Below are 18,165 nucleotides of genomic sequence, written 5' to 3'. Positions count from 1 at the left end.
TCCGCATCACTTCCTGCGGGTAAATGTCTCGAGGATCCAGGTCAGGTCGCCTGCCGGGATCGGTGTGGGTTCGAGGGCGAATTCGGCCATCCGGCCATGCATCGCCACCGGGGCGCCGTAGCGTTCGACCTCGTGATAGATCGGACGTCCGGCATAATCGTCGAAGAACAGCCGCACCGGACGCGTGATCCGGAACAGCGTGGCAAGGAAGCAGCCGGCGCGGAACCGCCCATCCACCAGCACCACGTCGGGATGGACGAAATCGTCGCGATCCCAGACCGAGGCCGGATAGCGGTGAAACCGCCGCCAAGTCGCGGCCTCGTCCGCCGGCTGGCCCCACTTTCCGGTGGGACCGATATCGGCGTGGTGCAGATGCACCCGGGCCTCGGGCGGGCTGGCCTCGAACCAGCGGTTCAGCCGGGCGATGAAACCGCGGTCGCTTTCGACCGCGAACACCGTCCGGCCCGGCAGCAGTGCCGCCATCGCGGTCGAGCCGCCCGCGCCGTATTCGAGGATCGTGGTCGCACCCTCATAGGCCGTGCCAAGGGCACGGGCCTCCGCCTCCGGAAAGGCGAAGTCCGGGGGCGCGACCTGATCCATCAGCCGACCGAGCCTTCGAGCGAGATCGCGACGAGGCTCTGGGCTTCCATGGCGAACTCCATCGGCAGCGCCTGCAGCACCTCCTTGCAGAAGCCGTTGACCACGAGGGCCACCGCCTCCTCCTCGTCCATGCCGCGCTGGCGGCAGTAGAACAGCTGCTCGTCATCGACCTTCGAGGTGGTCGCCTCGTGCTCGACGCGCGACGAGTTGTTCTTGACCTCGATGTAGGGGACGGTGTGCGCCCCGCACTTGTCGCCGATCAGAAGGCTGTCGCACTGGGTGTAGTTGCGGCTTTCCTTGGCCTTGGGGTGCATCGAGACGAGGCCGCGATAGGTGTTCTGCGCCTGGCCGGCCGAAATGCCCTTAGAGACGATGCGCGACTTGGTGCGCTTGCCCAGATGGACCATCTTGGTGCCGGTGTCGGCCTGCTGGTGGTTGTTGGCGATGGCGATCGAGTAGAATTCGCCTTGGCTGTCGTCGCCGCGCAGGATGCAGGACGGGTACTTCCAGGTCACGGCGGAGCCGGTCTCGACCTGGGTCCACATCACCTTGGCCCGGTCACCACGGCAATCGGCGCGCTTGGTGACGAAGTTGTAGATGCCGCCCTTGCCGTTCTCGTCGCCCGGATACCAGTTCTGCACCGTGGAGTATTTCACCTCGGCGTCTTCCTCGACGATGATCTCGACCACGGCGGCGTGCAGCTGCGCGGTGTCGCGCTTGGGAGCGGTGCAGCCTTCGAGGTAGCTCACGTAAGAGCCCTTGTCGGCGATGATCAGCGTCCGCTCGAACTGGCCGGTGTTCTCGGCGTTGATGCGGAAATAGGTCGACAGCTCCATCGGGCAGCGCACGCCCGGCGGCACGTAGACGAAGGAGCCGTCCGAGAACACGGCCGAGTTCAGCGTGGCGTAGAAGTTGTCGGACTGCGGCACCACGGTGCCGAGATACTTCTTCACCAGCTCGGGATGCTCGCGGATCGCCTCGGAGATCGAGCAGAAGATCACGCCCGCCTTCTCCAGCTCCTTCTGGAAGGTGGTGCCGACGGAGACGGAATCGAACACTGCGTCCACGGCGACCTTGCGCTCGCCATCGGCGGGCGCGGCATTCTCGGCACCCTCGACACCGGCGAGGATCATCTGCTCTTTCAGCGGAATGCCGAGCTTCTTGTAGGTCTCCAGCAGCTTGGGGTCGACCTCGTCGAGCGATTTCGGCTTCGTTTCCATGCTCTTGGGGCGAGCATAGTAGAAGATGTCCTGGAAATCGATCTTGGGGTAGTTGACCATCGCCCAGTTCGGCTCGTCGAGCTTTTCCCAGCGCGCGAAGGCCTGCAGACGCCATTCGGTCATCCACTCGGGCTCTTCGTTCTTGTCCGAGATCAGACGCACGATGTCGGGGTTCACGCCCTTGGGCGCGTAGTCCATCTCGATCTCGGTGTTCCAGCCGTGCTTGTAGGCACCCGACAGCTTCGCCACGGCATCGACAGTCTCCTGATCGACGCCTTCCTTGGCTTCCTTGGTCATGTCCTGCTCGAGGATCGCCATGACGGTCTCCTTTTCCACCTCACGCCGCGCGGGCGCGCATTTTTCCGTAAGCCGAGGCCCAAGCTTGCGCGAAGCGCGTCACCTCCTCCTCGGTCGTCTCCAGTCCGAGCGACACGCGGATCGCCGATCGCGCCGTCTCCTCGTCATGTCCCATCGCGGTCAGCACCCGGCTGGCGCGGACCTTGCCGCTCGAGCAGGCCGACCCGGCCGAGATCGCGATGCCGGCGAGGTCCATCGCCATCACCTGCGTCTCGCCCTTCCAGCCCCGCGCTGCAAAGCAGCTCGTGTTGGGCAGCCGCGCGGCATCCCTGCCCGCGAAGATAAGATCTGGCGCGGCGTTTTCCACCGCCTGCTCCATCATGTCACGCAGGCTTTCCACCCGCGCCCAGGCCCCGGCGTCGAGATCGCGCTGCGCCGCCTTGGCAGCGGCCGCCATGCCGGCCACGCCGATCACGTTCTCGGTGCCCGCGCGGCGGCCCATCTCCTGCCCGCCGCCGCGGATCCGTGCCGCGACCTCGGTGCCGCGTTTCACGATCAGCGCGCCGACCCCCTTGGGGCCGCCAAACTTGTGCGCCGAAAGAATCGCCATGTCGAGCCCCGCCCAGTCGAAGGCAAAGGGGATGCGACCAAAGCCTTGGGTGATGTCCGACACCGCGAGGCCCTGCGGCAGCGACTGGATCACGCCGGTCTCGGAGTTGGCGAGCTGCAGCGTCGCGCGCGCAGGCTCGGGCACCGTCACCCGGCCCTGCCCGTCCACCGCGAGCGTGTCCGACACCCAGGCCGCCACGGCGTCGTGCTCGATCGCCGCGCCGTCGAGGCCGCGCTCGCCAAGCGCCAGCGCCGCCGCTTCGGTCGCCCCGGACACGAAGACGATATCGGCGGCCATCGCGCCCACCGCTTCGGCCAGATCGGCCCGGGCGCGCTCGACGATCGCCTTGGCCGCCCGGCCCTCGGCATGGACCGAGGACGGGTTGCCGGTGACATCCATCGCGGCGATCATCGCGTCGCGGGCTTCGGGCCGCAGCGGCGCGGTCGCGTTGTGATCGAGATAGATCCGGCTCATTCGTCCACCACCTGGAACAGCGAGGGCACCGCCGGGCAAGGCGCCAGAGCGTTGCCGGTCACGTCCGACAGCCGGGTCTGGTGCAGGAACACGTAGACATGCGCCGACAGCCCCTCCCACAACCGATTGGTGAGCGACTGCGCCCGGCTGCCGGAGGCACCGCCCGAGACGCCGGCCCCCTTGTGCATCGCGCTCACCGTCTCGTCGACGGCGCCGAGGATCTCGGCCACGCGGATCTCGGAGGCCGGCCGCGCGAGGCGATAGCCGCCGCCCGGACCGCGCACGCTTTCGACCAGGCCGTCGCGGCGGAGTTTGACGAAGAGCTGCTCGAGATAGGGCAGCGAGATGTCTTGACGCTTGGAGATCTCGCCCAGCGTCACCAGCCGCTCGGCGGGCTGCAAGGCCAGATCGGCCAGCGCCACCATGGCATAGCGCCCCTTGGTCGACAGCTTCATTGCGTTTCTGCTCCGCTTTGGCGCCCAGCCGAGGGGCCATTCTCATTGACGCCGCAAAGGGGGCTGGTTAACTCCCTGACAGCCGCTCCGCAGCCGGTCTCGCGGAGTTAGAACCGTTCTAAGGTGTCCGATGGTTTCTGTCAAGAAACTGTCATGGACATCACAGCCGCAAGGGACGCCCATGCCCGAAGTCATCTTCCCCGGCCCCGAGGGCCGGCTCGAAGGCCGCTACCACCCGCAAAAGGACCGCGACGCCCCGATCGCCATCGTGTTGCACCCGCACCCGCAATTCGGCGGCACCATGAACAACCGGGTGGTCTACAACCTGCACTACGCCTTCTACGAGATGGGCTTCACGGTGCTGCGCTTCAACTTCCGGGGCGTCGGCCGCAGCCAGGGCGAATACGACCAGGGCGTGGGCGAGCTGTCCGACGCCGCGTCGGCGCTCGACTACCTGCAGTCGATGAACAACAACGCCAAGCATTGCTGGGTCGCGGGCTTCTCCTTCGGCGCCTGGATCGGGATGCAGCTGCTGATGCGCCGCCCCGAGATCACCGGCTTCGTTTCGGTGGCACCGCTGGCCAACATGTACGACTTCTCCTTCCTCGCGCCCTGCCCCTCCTCGGGTCTGATCATCAACGGCTCGGCCGACCGCGTCGCGCCGCCCGCCGACACGGTCGGGCTGGTGAACAAGCTGCACGAGCAGAAGGGCATCACCATCACCCACGAAGTGGTCGATGGCGCCGGGCACTTCTTCGAAGACCCGCACATGGACACGCTGATCGGCTCGGTGAAGGGCTATGTCGGGCGCAGGCTGACCGAGAACACCCGGTGACCGTGCCGGGCGGCGCGACCCGGCTCGACGCGCAGCTGGCCTTCCTCGCGGAGGCCGACCGGCTCAAGTCGGTGCTGCGCGCCACCACGCTGCACGACGCGTCGCGGCGCGAGAATTCGGCCGAGCACAGCTGGCACGTCATGCTGCACGCGCTGGTGCTGGCCGAGCACGCGGCGCGGCCGGTCGACATCTCCCGCGTGCTGACCATGCTGCTGCTGCACGACCTAGTCGAGATCGACGCCGGCGACGCGCCGATCCACGGCGATCACGACCCGGCCGAGCAGGAAGCCAAGGAGCAGGCCGCCGCTGACCGGATCTTCGGCCTCTTGCCCGTCGATCAACGGGCGGCGCTGCGCGCCATCTGGGAAGAGTTCGAGGCGGCCGAAAGCGACGACGCGGTCTTTGCCAAGTCGATCGACCGGGTGCAGCCGGTGCTGTCCAACCTCGAGGCCGGCGGCGGCACCTGGCCCGAATACAATGTCACGCCGGAGCAGCTCGAAAGCCGCGTCGGCACCAAGGTGGCGCGCGGCGCGCCTGCCCTCTGGGCCGGGCTGAAATCCCGCATCGACGCCTGGTTCGCGGCAAACTGACTTTGTGGCAGTAGCCCCGACCGGTGCGGGCGTGCCTCAGCGGCGTGGCGGCGTGACGTCGCGAATCCCCGTGGCCGCTTCCTGCTCCAGATGCTCGCGCAGGATCGCGGCGTTGCGCAAATTCGCCTTGAAGCCGAAATCCACCAGATCGCCGACCACCGGGATGGAGCCCACCACGTAGTCGATGCCGGTATTCACGGCCATCCGGCCGATCTTGCTCTTGGGCAGGCCGAGCTGATGCGCGCGCCAGACCAGCCAGGCCGAGGGCGCAAGCGCGACCGTGTCGCCGATCCCGGGGATCAGCCCCAGCAGGCTGTCATAGCCGAAGCGGAAGCCGAACAGCCGGAACCGCGCATCCATCAGATGCGCCAGCCGGTCGAGACGGGCCAGTTCCTCGGCGTGGCGGGTGACACCGGTGGTATCCTTGGGCATGGGCGGGCTCCTTTCGCGGCCCCAACCCGCGAGACCGGCGGAAGTTCGGTCGTATACCAGTGTATGCCGTCTTCCAAACCGTCTCGGAACGCGCTATGCCGCGCGGCGAGACAGTGCAACAAACGCGGAGGCCCCCGTGACCAAGATCAAAGTCGAAAATCCGGTCGTCGAGCTCGACGGCGACGAGATGACCCGGATCATCTGGGACTTCATCAAGCAGAAGCTGATCCTGCCCTATCTCGACATCGACCTGAAATACTACGACCTCGGCATCGAGGCGCGCGACGAGACCGACGACCAGATCACGGTCGACGCGGCCGAGGCGATCAAGAAATACGGCGTCGGCGTCAAATGCGCGACGATCACCCCCGACGAGGCCCGTGTCGAGGAGTTCGGCCTGAAGCGGATGTACCGTTCGCCCAACGGCACGATCCGCAACATCCTCGGCGGCGTGATCTTCCGCGAGCCGATCATCTGCCGCAACGTGCCGCGTCTGGTGCCGGGCTGGACCCAGCCGATCGTCGTCGGCCGTCACGCCTTCGGCGACCAGTACCGCGCCACCGACTTCCGCTTCCCCGGCAAGGGCAAGCTGACGATCAAGTTCGTCGGCGAGGATGGCGAGACCATCGAGCACGAGGTGTTCCAGGCCCCCGGTGCCGGCGTCACCATGGCGATGTACAACCTCGACGATTCGATCCGCGACTTTGCTCGTGCCTCGATGAACTACGGCCTCGCCCGCGGCTGGCCGGTCTACCTGTCGACCAAGAACACGATTCTCAAGGCCTATGACGGCCGCTTCAAGGACCTGTTCCAGGAAGTCTTCGACAACGAGTTCGCCGAGGAGTTCAAGAAGAAGGGCATCACCTACGAGCACCGTCTGATCGACGACATGGTCGCCGCGGCGATGAAGTGGTCGGGCGGCTATGTCTGGGCCTGCAAGAACTACGATGGCGACGTGCAGTCCGACACCGTGGCGCAGGGCTTCGGCTCGCTGGGCCTGATGACCTCGCAGCTGATGACCCCGGACGGAAAGATCGTCGAGGCCGAGGCCGCGCACGGCACCGTGACGCGTCACTTCCGCCAGCACCAGCGTGGCGAACAGACCTCGACCAACTCGATCGCGTCGATCTACGCCTGGACCGGCGGCCTCAAGCACCGCGCCAAGCTCGACGGCAACGACCAGCTGCTGAACTTCGCCGAGACGCTCGAGAAGGTCACCGTGCAGGCGGTCGAGGACGGCCACATGACCAAGGACCTCGCGCTGCTCGTCGGCCCCGATCAGAAGTGGCTCACCACCATGGGCTTCCTCGAGAAGATCGACGAGTACCTCAACAAGTCGCTCGCCTGAGCGCGATGCGCCTGATGCGCAAGATCAAGCTGATCGCGGCGGCCCTTCTCGGGGCCGCCGTTCTTCTGCCCGTGGCCCGCGACCAGCTAGGCCCCGAGCGGCTGCCGCTGGCCAATGACTGCCTCTCGGCCGTGCGGACCAACCGCTGCGAGGCCGATCTCGTCGTGCAGGTCGGTGGTCTCGACCGCCGGATCTGGCTGGCACCGGGCGCGACGCTGCCGCGCGACGCCGAGCCGCCCTTCCACGCCTGCAAGATTCCGAACCTGCCGGCCCGGCTGCCGCATGCATGGGTGCCGGGGCTGACCAGCTGGGGGTGCGAGTTGCCGCCAAGGCTCAGGGGCGATTGAGCCACTGGACAGGTCAACAATACTGTCCTAGATGGCGTCCATGCGCCGCGCCTCCACCCCGACCCGCCATTCGCTGATCGAAGACGTCCAGGGGCTGGGCATCGGGGTCTTTGCCTGCGCCATCGGCCTGACGGTGCTGACCCATGTCGGGCTGATCACCGGCCAGACCGCCGGCGTCGCGGTGATCATCTCCTACCTAACCAACTGGTCCTTCGGGGCGGTGTTCTTCGTCATCAACTTGCCCTTCTACGTGCTGGCATGGTTCCGGCTCGGCTCGGAATTCACGCTCAAGTCGATCATCTCGGTGACGGCGCTGTCGCTGCTGACCGAGTTCCTGCCGGGGCATTTCGTCATCGCGCGCCTCGACACCTGGCTCGGGGCGCTGATCTTCGGCGTCTTCACCGGGCTCGGCCTGCTGGGCATGTTCCGCCATAACGGCAGCCTCGGCGGGCTGGGGATCGTCGCGCTGATCGTTCAGGATCGCCTCGGTTTCCGTGCGGGCTATGTGCAGCTATGTGCCGATGCGGTGATCTTCGCGACGGCGCTTCTTCTGTTCGACACGCCGGTCGTGCTGTGGTCGCTTCTGGGCGCCGTGATCCTCAACACGGTGATCGCGATCAACCACCGGCGGGACCGCTACGTCGCCACTTGAGGGGAGCCGACATGCCCTGGGTCATCCTGATGGTCGCCATCTTCGCTGAGACGATCGGCACCACCGCGCTGCATGCCAGCCGCCAGTTCACCCGCCCTGGCCCTTCGATCATCGCGGTGCTGGGCTATTGCCTGTCCTTTTACCTGCTGAGCCAGGCGCTCAGGGCGATCCCCGTGGGCGTGGCCTACGCGGTCTGGGCCGGGCTCGGGATCGTGCTGATCGCCGCCATCGGCTGGAGCCTCTTCGGCCAGAAGCTCGACGCGCCGGCGGTGCTCGGCATGGGGCTGATCCTCGCCGGCATTCTGGTCATTAACCTGTTCTCGGGCACCAGCCCGCACGACGTCCCTTCCGACCCCGCCGCGTCGGCGCATGACCGCCATGACGCCGCGCTGCGGCGAGAAGGGTAGCCATCGGCGCGTATCTGGTGTAGAGGCGCGCTGACCCCTGAAAGAGTGAATCGAATGGATATCCGCAACATCGCGATCATCGCGCACGTTGACCATGGCAAGACGACGCTGGTGGACGAGCTCCTGAAACAGTCCGGCGCCTTCCGCGAGAACCAAGCCGTCTCCGAGCGGGCCATGGACAGCAACGACATTGAGCGCGAGCGCGGTATCACCATTCTCGCCAAGGCGACCTCGGTCGAGTGGGGCAACACCCGGATCAACATCGTCGACACCCCCGGCCACGCCGATTTCGGCGGCGAGGTAGAGCGGATCCTGTCGATGGTCGACGGCGTGGTTCTCCTCGTCGACGCCGCCGAAGGCCCGATGCCGCAGACCAAGTTCGTGACCTCCAAGGCGCTGGCTCTGGGCCTGCGCCCGATCGTTGTGCTCAACAAGGTCGACAAGCCCGACGCCGAGCCCGACCGCGCGCTCGACGAATGCTTCGACCTGTTCGCCAATCTTGGCGCCGACGACCAGCAGCTCGACTTCCCGGCGATGTACGCCTCGGGCCGTTCCGGCTGGGCCGACATGGAGCTCGATGGGCCGCGCAAGGATCTCACCGCGCTGTTCGACCTGATCGTCAAGCACGTTCCCGCCCCCAAGCAGCAGGCCGCCAAGTCCGAGCCGTTCCGCATGCTCGCCACCACCCTGTCGGCCGACCCCTTCTTGGGCCGGATCCTGACGGGCCGGGTCGAGAGCGGCACGCTCAAGGCCGGCGAGACCGTCAAGGCGCTGTCGCGCAAGGGCGAGAAGCTCGAGCAGTTCCGCGTCTCCAAGATCCTCGCCTTCCGTGGCCTCGGCCAGCAGCCGATCGAGGTCGCCGAAGCCGGTGACATCGTGACCCTTGCCGGCATGTCCAAGGCGACCGTGGCCGACACGATCTGCGACCTCTCGGTCGAAGACGCGATCCCGGCCCAGCCGATCGATCCGCCGACCATCACCGTCACCTTCGGCATCAACGACAGCCCGCTGGCCGGTCGCGACGGCAAGAAGGTGCAGTCGCGCGTGATCCGCGAGCGACTGCTCAAGGAAGCCGAGTCCAACGTCGCGATCCGCGTCGACGACACCCCGGGCGGCGAAGCCTTCGAAGTGTCGGGCCGTGGCGAACTGCAGATGGGCGTGCTGATCGAGAACATGCGCCGCGAAGGCTTCGAGCTGTCGATCTCGCGTCCGCAGGTGATCTTTAAGCACGAGGACGGCGTCCGCATGGAGCCGGTCGAGGAAGTCACCATTGACGTCGATGACGAGTACACCGGCGCCGTGGTCGAGAAGCTGACCGGCGCGCGCAAGGGCGACCTCGTCGAGATGAAGCCCGCCGGTGCCGGCAAGACCCGGGTCATCGCGCATGTCCCGTCGCGCGGCCTGATCGGCTATCACGGCGAATTCCTGACCGACACGCGCGGCTCGGGCGTGCTCAACCGGATCTTCCACGGCTGGACCCCGCACAAGGGCCCGATCCAGGGTCGTCGCCAGGGTGTGCTGATCTCGATGGAGAACGGCACCGCGGTGGCCTACGCGCTGTGGAACCTTGAGGATCGCGGCAAGATGTTCGTGCATCCGCAGGCCCCGGTCTATGAGGGCATGATCATCGGCGAGCACAGCCGTGACAACGATCTCGAGGTGAACCCGCTCAAGGGCAAGAAGCTCACCAACGTCCGCGCCTCGGGCACCGACGAAGCCGTGCGCCTGACGCCGCCGGTCGAGATGAGCCTCGAGCAGGCGATCGCCTATATCGACGATGACGAGCTGGTGGAGGTCACCCCGAACGCGGTGCGCCTGCGCAAGCGCTTCCTCGACCCGCATGAGCGCAAGCGGCAAGCCAAGGCGAGCTGATCGCCCCTGGCCTTGAATACGAAACGCCCGGTCGGAACGACCGGGCGTTTTTCGTTCCATCAGGAATTTACTCCGGGATCACCTCGTCGCCGAGGGCGACCCGCCCCGGCTCGACCACTTCGCAGCACCAGCCGCCATGGCCCCGCACCGCGTTGTAGCCGCCCGGCCCCAGCGCCGCCTCCATCCGCGAACAGGGTGCGCAGGGCACGGTGATGCGCAGCAACGCCGAACCGACGCGCAGCGACCGGTGCCGGGCGGCGATCAGGTTCAGATCTGAGACGACGATGTTGCGGCGCAGGGTTTCGGGCGCGATTGCGCCCGCCCCGACGAGGGCCGCGATGACGGGCAGATGCTCGGCTTGAATGAGCGTGACGGCGCGCTTGCCGGGGCGGGCATGGTCGCCCGCAAGCCCGGCAAGCTCGATATCGGCAGCGTCCACGGCCCGGAGATCCGTGCGGCGCGCCGGGCGCAGGCCGATCCAGTCGACCCGGCCCGGGCGGGGAAACCGCCCCGTAAGGCTGGCAACCGTCTCCAGCCTCAGAGCTCCTCGACGATCACCAGATCGCGTTCGGCGGCACCTTGGGCGTAGCTCAGCGCCTCTTGGTAGGCGGCCGAGTGGTAGCAGTCATGCGCCGCCTGAAGGCTCGGGAAACGCGCGACCACGTTGCGCGGCCGGTCGCGTCCCTCGAGCTGCTCATAGGTGCCGCCGCGCACCAGAAAGACGCCGCCGTGATCGGCGATCGCCCCGGTGGCGCGCTTGGCATACTCCATGTAGGCGGCCTCGTCGGTGACGCTCACATGGGCGATCCAGAGCGCGCTCATGCAACGCGCTCCAGCGCCTGCGCGAGGACGCCCTCGGCGGCCTTGATCGCGGCCTCGGCGTTCTCGGCGCTCGCGGCGCCGCCCTGCGCCATGTCGGGACGGCCACCGCCGCCCTTGCCCCCCAGCTCGGCCACCGCCGCGCGCAGCAGGTCGACGGCCGAGATCTTGTCCTTCAGGTCGTCGGTCACGCCCGCGGCGACTGCGGCCTTGCCGCCGGCATCGGCGATCAGCAGCACCGCGCCCGAGCCGATCTGCGCCTTGATCTGGTCGATCAGCGCGGGCAGGTCCTTGCCGGTCACCCCGTTGAGCACCTGGCCCTGGTACTTCACGCCGGCGACCTCGACCGCCTGCGTGCCGGCGCCACCACCGCCGCCCATCGCCATCTCGCGCTTGAGCTGCGCCACCTCGTTCGCAAGGCGGCGGCGCTCGTCGGCCAGCGCCTTGACGCGGTCGAGCACCTCGGCCACCGGCGTCTTGAGGATCTGCGCCACCTCGGTGAGGGTCTGGCCCTGCTTGGCGAGATGCTTGAGCGCCTCGCGGCCGGTGAGCGCCTCGACCCGGCGCACGCCCGAGGAAGACGCGCTGTCGGACAGCAGGACGAAGGCGCCGATGTCGCCGGTCTGGCGGACATGGGTGCCGCCGCACAGCTCGATCGAATAGGTGGCCTGGTCGTGGCCCTTGCCCGAACCGTCGAGCTTGCCCATCGACACGACCCGGACCTCGTCGCCGTATTTCTCGCCGAACAGCGCCTGCGCGCCGAGGCCACGCGCCTCGTCCGGCGTCATCACCCGCGTTTCCACGGGGCTGTTCTGCCGGATCATGTCGTTGACCTCGTCCTCGATCTTCTCGATCTCCTCGGCGGTCAGTGCCGCGCCGTGGCTGAAGTCGAAGCGCAGCCGGTCATGCGCGTTGAGCGAGCCGCGCTGGACGACATGCTCGCCGAGCGCGCGGCGCAGCGCCTCGTTCAGAAGGTGCGTGGCCGAGTGGTTGGCGCGGATGCCGGTGCGGCGGTCGTGATCGACCTTGAGCTCGGCGCCCTGCCCCTTGCTCACATTGCCCTCGGTCACTTCGCCGACATGCACGAAGAGCCCGGCGATGCGGCGGCAGTCGGAGACGCGCACCAGCCCGCTCTCGGTGCGGATCGTGCCGGTGTCGCCGACCTGGCCACCGCTCTCGCCGTAGAACGGCGTCTGGTTCAGCACGACCTGCACCTTGCGGCCGGCCTCGGCCTTGTCGAGCTGATCGGCGCCGTCGAGGATGGCGAGGATCTGGCCCTCGGCCGCCTCGGTGTCATAGCCGAGGAACTCGGTCGCGCCGTGCTGATCCGCGAGGTCGTACCAGTGGTTGGCATCGGCCACCTCGCCCGAGCCGGCCCAGGCCGCGCGGGCCTTGGCCTTCTGCTCGGCCATGGCCGCGTCGAAGCCGTCGGTATCGACCTTGCGACCCTTTTCGCGCAGCGCGTCCTGGGTGAGGTCGAGCGGGAAGCCATAGGTGTCGTAGAGCTTGAACGCCGCCTGACCGGGCAGCGCCGCACCTTCCGGCAGGCCAGCCAGCTCGTCGTCGAGCAGCCGCAGGCCGCGCTCCAGCGTCTGGCGGAAGCGGGTCTCCTCGGCGCGCAGCGTCTCCTCGATCAGCGCGCGGGCCTGACCCAGCTCGGGATAGGCCGCGCCCATCTCGTTGACCAAGGCCGGGACGAGCCGGTGCATCAGCGGATCGCGGGCGCCGAGCAGATGCGCGTGGCGCATGGCGCGGCGCATGATCCGGCGCAGCACGTAGCCGCGCCCCTCGTTCGAGGGCATGACGCCGTCGGCGATCAGGAAGGAGGTCGAGCGCAGGTGGTCGGCGACCACGCGGTGATGCACACGACCGTCGCCATCCGGGTCGGACGAGGTCGCATGCGCCGAGGCCTCGATCAGCGAGCGCATCAGGTCGGTGTCGTAATTGTCGTGCTTGCCCTGCAGCAGCGCGCCGATCCGCTCCAGCCCCATGCCGGTGTCGATCGACTGCTGGTCGAGGTCGCGGCGGGTGCCGTCCTCGAACTGCTCGTACTGCATGAAGACGATGTTCCAGATCTCGATGAAACGGTCGCCATCCTCTTCCGGGCTGCCCGGAGGGCCACCCCAGATCTCGGGGCCGTGGTCGTAGAAGATCTCCGAGCACGGGCCGCAGGGACCGGTCGGCCCCATCATCCAGAAATTGTCCGAAGTCGCGATGCGGATGATCCGCTCGTCGGGCAGGTTCGCGATCTTCTTCCACAGGTTCGCCGCCTCGTCATCGGTGTGGAACACCGTGACCAGCAGCTTGTCGGGGTTGAGCCCGAAATCCTTGGTCAGCAGCTCCCAGGAGTAGCGGATCGCCTCTTCCTTGAAGTAGTCGCCGAAGGAGAAGTTGCCCATCATCTCGAAGAAGGTGTGGTGCCGCGCGGTGTAGCCCACATTGTCGAGGTCGTTGTGCTTGCCGCCGGCGCGTACGCATTTCTGCGCGGTGGTGGCGCGGCTGTAGTCGCGCGTCTCGACCCCGGTGAACAGGTTCTTGAACTGGACCATGCCCGAATTGGTGAACATCAGCGTCGGGTCGTTGCGCGGCACCAGCGGCGAGCTGGGCACCACGGCGTGGCCCTGCCGCCGGTAGAAATCCAGGAAGGTGGAGCGGATATCGGCGAGGCTGGTCATGTCGTCTCCTTCGGGTCGCGGCAGGCTCGTCCTATCCCCGGCCATGAGGCAGGTAAAGTCCCGCGCGGGCGCGTGGCCCCCAAACGCGAAGGGCCGGAGCTTGCGCCCCGGCCCTCCCACTGCCCGTCGGGGCAGGCATCACATGTCGACGAGATCGTCGTCGCCGCTGCTGCCGTCATCGTCGGACATCACGAATTCCAGGCCATGCGCGGCGCGGATCTTGTCCTCGATCTCGTTGGCGACGGCGGCGTTCTCCTTGAGGAAGGTCTTGGCGTTCTCGCGGCCCTGACCGATCCGCTGGTCGCCATAGGAGAACCAGGCGCCCGACTTGTCGACGACGCCCGCCTTGACGCCGAGATCGAGAAGCTCGCCGGTCTTGGAGATGCCCTCGCCATACATGATGTCGAACTCGACCTGCTTGAACGGCGGCGCGACCTTGTTCTTCACGACCTTCACGCGGGTGGAGTTGCCGACCACCTCGTCGCGATCCTTGATCGCGCCGATGCGGCGGATGTCGAGGCGCACGGAGGCGTAGAATTTCAGCGCGTTGCCGCCGGTCGTCGTCTCGGGCGAGCCGAACATGACGCCGATCTTCATCCGGATCTGGTTGATGAAGATGACCATGCAGTTGGAGCGCGAGATCGAACCGGTGAGCTTGCGCATCGCCTGGGACATCAGGCGGGCATGCACGCCGACCGAGCTGTCGCCCATGTCGCCTTCGAGCTCGCTCTTGGGGGTCAGCGCCGCGACCGAATCGACCACGACCATGGAGACCGCGCCGGAGCGGACCAGCGTGTCGACGATCTCGAGCGCCTGCTCGCCGGTATCGGGCTGCGAGATCAGCAGCTCGTCGAGATTGACGCCCACCTTCTTGGCGTATTGCGGGTCGAGCGCGTGCTCGGCGTCGACGAAGGCGCAGACGCCGCCCTTCTTCTGCTCCTCGGCGACGGCGTGCAGCGTCAGCGTCGTCTTGCCCGAGCTTTCCGGGCCGTAGATCTCGACGATCCGCCCCTTGGGCAGGCCGCCGATGCCCAGCGCGATGTCCAGCCCGAGCGAGCCGGTGGAGGTTGCCTCGATGTCGGGAAACTTGTTTTCCCCGCCGAGCTTCATGATGGAGCCCTTGCCGAACTGCCGTTCGATCTGGGCCAGGGCGCTGTCGAGCGCCTTTTGCCGGTCTGCCGTGCGCTTGTCGCTCATCTGGAGAAGATCTGCCATTGCCATTATTCGCAATCCTTATCCCACACCCGCCACATGGCGGCAATCATCGCGTCGTTCATGTCTTGTTCGCGTCCACCCCATATGAGACCAGAACGGGAACATTGCAAGTGAAAGCTGCGTTCGGTTTTCCTTCATCCGGGTTAATGTATGGTTGACGCGATCACGACACGGAGAGCGTCATGCTGGTCTTCTGGAAAGAGCGACTGATCCTGCTCGCGGTGCCCAAGACGGGTACCACCGCGCTGGAGGGGGCGCTGGCGCCGCGCGCGCAATTCGTGCTGCGCGACCCGCCGCAGATCAAGCACGCGCCGCTCTACCGCGCCCGACGCTTCGTGGTGCCGCTGATCGAGGCGGCGGGCGGCAGCGGATTCGAAACCGTTGCCGCGGTGCGTGAGCCTGTGGACTGGCTCGGCAGCTGGTGGCGGTACCGGCAGCGCGACGATCTCGTTGGGCATGTCAATTCGACGCGGGGCATCGCCTTCGAGGAATTCGTCGACCAGTATGCGCGCGGCAAGCCCGCCCCCTTCGCCTCGGTCGGCAGCCAGGCGCGCTTCGTCGGCGACGGTGAGGGCAGCATCGGCGTCGATCACCTGTTCCGCTACGAGGCGATGGACCAGCTGATCGGCTTTCTCGAGGAGCGGCTGTCGATGCAGATCGAGCTGCCGCGCCTCAACGTCTCGCCGGAGCATCCGATGGAGCTGCACGACCATGTCGCCGCCAAGCTCCGGCGCAAGCGCGAGCCGGAGTTCGCGGTCTGGCAGGCGGCGCGCGGCTAGGCTTCGCTCGCCTGAGGAGCGGCGCCCAGCGCGGCGGCGCGCTCGGGGTCCATGCCACGCTTGATCGCGCTTTCCCGGACCGCCTCGCGGAGTGCCGGTGAGCGGCGCAACAGCCGCAGGAACCGCGCCTCGTCCAGCTCCAGCAGCACCCCGTGGCTGAGCGCGCGAACCTCGGCCCGGCGTCGCTTCGGGCTCAGGATCGCGAGCTGGCCGAACATCTCGCCGCGACCGAGGCGCAGCGTCTGGCCGGCGGTCTCGATCTCCACCGCGCCGGAGGCGATGAAGCTGACGGACCTGGCCGGCGCGTCGCGGTGCTGCAGCACTTCACCGGCGGCGACGAAGCGGGTCACCAGCGCCTTGGACAGCCGCTGGCGCACCGCCTTGTCGAGATCGGCAAAGAGCGGGAACTGCTGCACCAGCACCGCTTTCTGCACCGCGAGGTCGAGCCGGGGCCGTGCCTCGGCCTCGGCCCGGCGGGCTTCCAGACCGCTGAGCAGCGTGGCGTGCAGCTCGGGCCCGATCAGCCCGTCATCGCGCAGCGCCGCGTATTCGCGTTCCTCGATCCTGAGCGCGGTGCGGCGGATGAAGCGACGCTCCAGCTCTTCGGCATAGCCGGGGTATTGCAGCCGCAGGCCGTCGAGCGCCTGCTCGACATCCTCGCGCCGGCGCCCGATCAGCTCGTGCAGCAGCTCGGCCACCCGACGCCCGTGGATGCGCCGGATACGGCTGTCGATGAAACCGTCGAGATCGCGCAGTACGAGGCCCTGGGTGAGCAACAACTCGAACCGGTCGGCGGTCAGGCCCGCCAGCGGCCCGGAGATGTGCAGCCGGTTGTGCAGGAAGGCGGCGACGCGAGTCGGCCCGCCCTGCCCGAGGCTTTCGCGCGCAGCACGCCTGTAGCCGGGACGTCCACCCGCCCGCGTCGTCTCGATCAGCCGATCGGCCTCGGCCAGCGCCCGCTCGGCCTGCCGGTTGGAGATCGCGCGCTCACGGAACAATTGAAGAACATGCTCGCGCTCCGCACCGGCAAGGGCGATCAGCCCTAGCGTGATCCGGTCGCGATCCGAGATCGCCTCGCCCTCCTCGGCGCGCGCCACCGCGTCGTCGAGCCGCTCGGCAAAACTCTTGGCCTCGGAGCGCACCGTCTCGCGGGTCAGCCCGTAATTCTCGGCCGCCTCGGCCACGGTCTCCCGCACGCTCTGCAGGGCGACCGCGACCACCTGCCGCGCCAGCGCCGCGTCGATCGGCGACAGCTTCTCGAGCCCCAGCCGCTTGATCAGCGGCCGGAGCGTGACGCCCTGAACGATCAGGGTGAACAGGGTGAACCCGGTGGCGAGGATGCCGGTCATCCGCCGCACCTCCTCGGGCACCCGCAGGCTTTCGGTCACGGCGAGCGCCAGCGCCAGGGTGATCGCGCCCCGCAGACCGCCCCAGAGGATCGCCACCCGGTAGCTGCGTTCCACCGGCGGCGACAGGCGAAGCCGGGCCAGCAGCGGCAGCAGCCCCCACAGGATCAGCGCCCGCGCGCCCAGCGCGGCCAGCGTGACGACGGCGACGAGCGCGAAATCGACCGGCTGCGCGCCATCGAGCAGGCGCGGGATCAGCAGCGCCGCCAGCAGGAAGATGAAGGCCCCGGCCCAATGGGCCAGCAGGTCCCAGACTTCGCGCATGTTGGTCCAGGCCAGCGGCGAAAGCCGCCCCGGCGCCGCGAGGTTGAGCGTTAGGCCCGCCCCGACCACGCCGATCACGCCGGAGGCGCCGACCAGCTTCTCGGCGACGATATAGGCGAGGTAGGGCAGCGCCACGGAGATCGAGATCTGCGCCAGCGGGAAGCGCCCCAGCCAGCGCATCAGCCGCACCGCGAGCTGCGCCATAGCCCAGCCGGTCAGCCCGCCCGCCCCCAGGAGCCAGGGGAACTGCGCCAGCGCCGGTCCCAGCTCTGGGTTGGGCACGCCGCGCATCACGAAGCCCATGAACAGGCCGAACAGCGCGATCGCCGCGGCGTCGTTCAGGAGGCTCTCGCCCTCGATGATCCGGCTCAGCCGGCGGGGTGCGGCGAGGTTGCGGAAGATCGAGACCACCGCCGAAGGGTCGGTGGTCGAGACGATCGAGCCGATCAGCAGGCAGGCCATCAGCGGCAGCACGCCTGTCAGGAACAGCGCGTAGCCCACGGTGAGCGTCGCCACCACCACCGCGACCACCGCCAGCGTCAGGATCGGCACCCAGTCGTCGAGCATCCGCCGCAGGTTCACCCCCAGCGTCACCTGGAACAGCAGCGTCGGCAGGAACACGTAGAGGAACACGTTGGAGCGGATCGGCAGGTTCAGGATCGCCTCCGCCACCGGGTTGAGCGCATCCGTCAGCTGCGTGTTGAGGAAGAAAGTCGCGCCGGCACCCGCCGCGAGGCCGAAACCCGCGAGGATCACGTTGAAGGGCAGCCGCAACCGCGCAGCGAGCGGCTCTCCCAGACCGATCAGCAGGAAGAAGGTGGCGAGGATGACGGTGGCGATGACGATGTCCATGACCGTCCGATACAGC

General features: G+C 67.7%; 18 protein-coding genes. 8 read left to right on the top strand and 10 right to left on the bottom strand.

The window, feature by feature from the left end:
• Positions 1 to 6: 6 nt before the first annotated feature.
• Genes FHS00_RS01010 through iscR form a run of 4 tightly spaced genes read right to left on the bottom strand, consistent with a single transcriptional unit; the run spans position 7 to position 3,656 of the window.
• The gene (locus FHS00_RS01010; RefSeq protein WP_183469008.1) at positions 7 to 600 is read right to left on the bottom strand and encodes a hypothetical protein; all 594 of its coding nucleotides are present in this window, start codon (positions 598 to 600) and stop codon (positions 7 to 9) included.
• The gene (gene sufB / locus FHS00_RS01005; protein WP_183469006.1) at positions 600 to 2,138 is read right to left on the bottom strand and encodes a Fe-S cluster assembly protein SufB; all 1,539 of its coding nucleotides are present in this window, start codon (positions 2,136 to 2,138) and stop codon (positions 600 to 602) included. Before sufB ends, FHS00_RS01010 begins: the two co-directional genes overlap by 1 nt.
• A 19-nt stretch (positions 2,139 to 2,157) precedes the next feature.
• Positions 2,158 to 3,201 (bottom strand): cysteine desulfurase family protein, encoded by a 1,044-nt coding sequence (locus FHS00_RS01000; protein ID WP_183469004.1) that lies wholly within the window; start codon positions 3,199 to 3,201, stop codon positions 2,158 to 2,160.
• Positions 3,198 to 3,656: a Fe-S cluster assembly transcriptional regulator IscR gene (gene iscR, locus FHS00_RS00995; RefSeq protein ID WP_183469002.1), complete on the bottom strand. Its 459-nt coding sequence runs from the start codon at positions 3,654 to 3,656 to the stop codon at positions 3,198 to 3,200. Before iscR ends, FHS00_RS01000 begins: the two co-directional genes overlap by 4 nt.
• A 181-nt stretch (positions 3,657 to 3,837) precedes the next feature.
• On the opposite strand from iscR, the gene FHS00_RS00990 reads away from it, so the two are divergent.
• Both FHS00_RS00990 and FHS00_RS00985 read left to right on the top strand, forming a co-directional pair.
• Complete coding sequence (locus tag FHS00_RS00990) at positions 3,838 to 4,491, top strand: alpha/beta hydrolase (RefSeq protein ID WP_183469000.1); 654 nt, start codon at positions 3,838 to 3,840, stop codon at positions 4,489 to 4,491.
• The gene (locus FHS00_RS00985) at positions 4,488 to 5,081 is read left to right on the top strand and encodes an HD domain-containing protein (RefSeq protein WP_343064573.1); all 594 of its coding nucleotides are present in this window, start codon (positions 4,488 to 4,490) and stop codon (positions 5,079 to 5,081) included. Before FHS00_RS00990 ends, FHS00_RS00985 begins: the two co-directional genes overlap by 4 nt.
• 36 nt (positions 5,082 to 5,117) lie before the next feature.
• Here FHS00_RS00985 and FHS00_RS00980 read toward each other — a convergent pair whose 3' ends face one another.
• Positions 5,118 to 5,513 (bottom strand): DUF4112 domain-containing protein, encoded by a 396-nt coding sequence (locus FHS00_RS00980; RefSeq protein ID WP_183468998.1) that lies wholly within the window; start codon positions 5,511 to 5,513, stop codon positions 5,118 to 5,120.
• Positions 5,514 to 5,649: 136 nt separating this feature from the next.
• Here FHS00_RS00980 and FHS00_RS00975 point away from each other — a divergent pair, with 136 nt between their 5' ends.
• From FHS00_RS00975 to typA, 5 genes are read left to right on the top strand one after another with little or no spacing between them, the layout of a single operon-like run.
• Complete coding sequence (locus FHS00_RS00975) at positions 5,650 to 6,861, top strand: NADP-dependent isocitrate dehydrogenase (protein WP_183468996.1); 1,212 nt, start codon at positions 5,650 to 5,652, stop codon at positions 6,859 to 6,861.
• A gap of 14 nt (positions 6,862 to 6,875) precedes the next feature.
• On the top strand, positions 6,876 to 7,208 hold the full coding sequence (locus FHS00_RS00970) for a hypothetical protein (RefSeq protein WP_183468994.1): 333 nt from the start codon (positions 6,876 to 6,878) through the stop codon (positions 7,206 to 7,208).
• Positions 7,209 to 7,248: 40 nt separating this feature from the next.
• Positions 7,249 to 7,860: a YitT family protein gene (locus tag FHS00_RS00965; RefSeq protein ID WP_183468992.1), complete on the top strand. Its 612-nt coding sequence runs from the start codon at positions 7,249 to 7,251 to the stop codon at positions 7,858 to 7,860.
• Between the two features lie 11 nt (positions 7,861 to 7,871).
• Complete coding sequence (locus FHS00_RS00960; RefSeq protein WP_183468991.1) at positions 7,872 to 8,267, top strand: DMT family transporter; 396 nt, start codon at positions 7,872 to 7,874, stop codon at positions 8,265 to 8,267.
• A gap of 54 nt (positions 8,268 to 8,321) precedes the next feature.
• The gene (typA, locus tag FHS00_RS00955; RefSeq protein WP_183468989.1) at positions 8,322 to 10,139 is read left to right on the top strand and encodes a translational GTPase TypA; all 1,818 of its coding nucleotides are present in this window, start codon (positions 8,322 to 8,324) and stop codon (positions 10,137 to 10,139) included.
• Positions 10,140 to 10,206: 67 nt separating this feature from the next.
• On the opposite strand, the gene FHS00_RS00950 is transcribed toward typA, so the two are convergent.
• From FHS00_RS00950 to recA, 4 genes are all read right to left on the bottom strand, one after another.
• Positions 10,207 to 10,578: an MOSC domain-containing protein gene (locus FHS00_RS00950; RefSeq protein WP_425486014.1), complete on the bottom strand. Its 372-nt coding sequence runs from the start codon at positions 10,576 to 10,578 to the stop codon at positions 10,207 to 10,209.
• 98 nt (positions 10,579 to 10,676) lie between these two features.
• Positions 10,677 to 10,961 (bottom strand): DUF1330 domain-containing protein, encoded by a 285-nt coding sequence (locus FHS00_RS00945; protein WP_183468987.1) that lies wholly within the window; start codon positions 10,959 to 10,961, stop codon positions 10,677 to 10,679.
• Positions 10,958 to 13,633: an alanine--tRNA ligase gene (gene alaS, locus FHS00_RS00940; protein ID WP_183468985.1), complete on the bottom strand. Its 2,676-nt coding sequence runs from the start codon at positions 13,631 to 13,633 to the stop codon at positions 10,958 to 10,960. The genes FHS00_RS00945 and alaS overlap by 4 nt, the downstream gene beginning before the upstream one ends.
• Positions 13,634 to 13,771: 138 nt before the next feature.
• Positions 13,772 to 14,854: a recombinase RecA gene (recA, locus tag FHS00_RS00935; RefSeq protein WP_183468983.1), complete on the bottom strand. Its 1,083-nt coding sequence runs from the start codon at positions 14,852 to 14,854 to the stop codon at positions 13,772 to 13,774.
• A gap of 176 nt (positions 14,855 to 15,030) precedes the next feature.
• On the opposite strand from recA, the gene FHS00_RS00930 reads away from it, so the two are divergent.
• Positions 15,031 to 15,627, top strand: a complete 597-nt coding sequence (locus tag FHS00_RS00930) for a gamma-glutamyl kinase (RefSeq protein WP_183468981.1) — start codon at positions 15,031 to 15,033, stop codon at positions 15,625 to 15,627.
• Here the strand turns inward: FHS00_RS00930 and FHS00_RS00925 are convergent.
• The gene (locus tag FHS00_RS00925; protein WP_183468979.1) at positions 15,624 to 18,149 is read right to left on the bottom strand and encodes a cation:proton antiporter; all 2,526 of its coding nucleotides are present in this window, start codon (positions 18,147 to 18,149) and stop codon (positions 15,624 to 15,626) included. The two genes, FHS00_RS00930 and FHS00_RS00925, sit on opposite strands and share 4 nt — an antisense overlap.
• Positions 18,150 to 18,165 lie beyond the last annotated feature (16 nt).

The sequence above is a fragment of the Limimaricola variabilis genome, from assembly GCF_014195545.1.
Taxonomy (GTDB): Bacteria; Pseudomonadota; Alphaproteobacteria; order Rhodobacterales; family Rhodobacteraceae; genus Limimaricola; species Limimaricola variabilis.
This window is presented reverse-complemented; position numbering and strand designations above follow the sequence as displayed.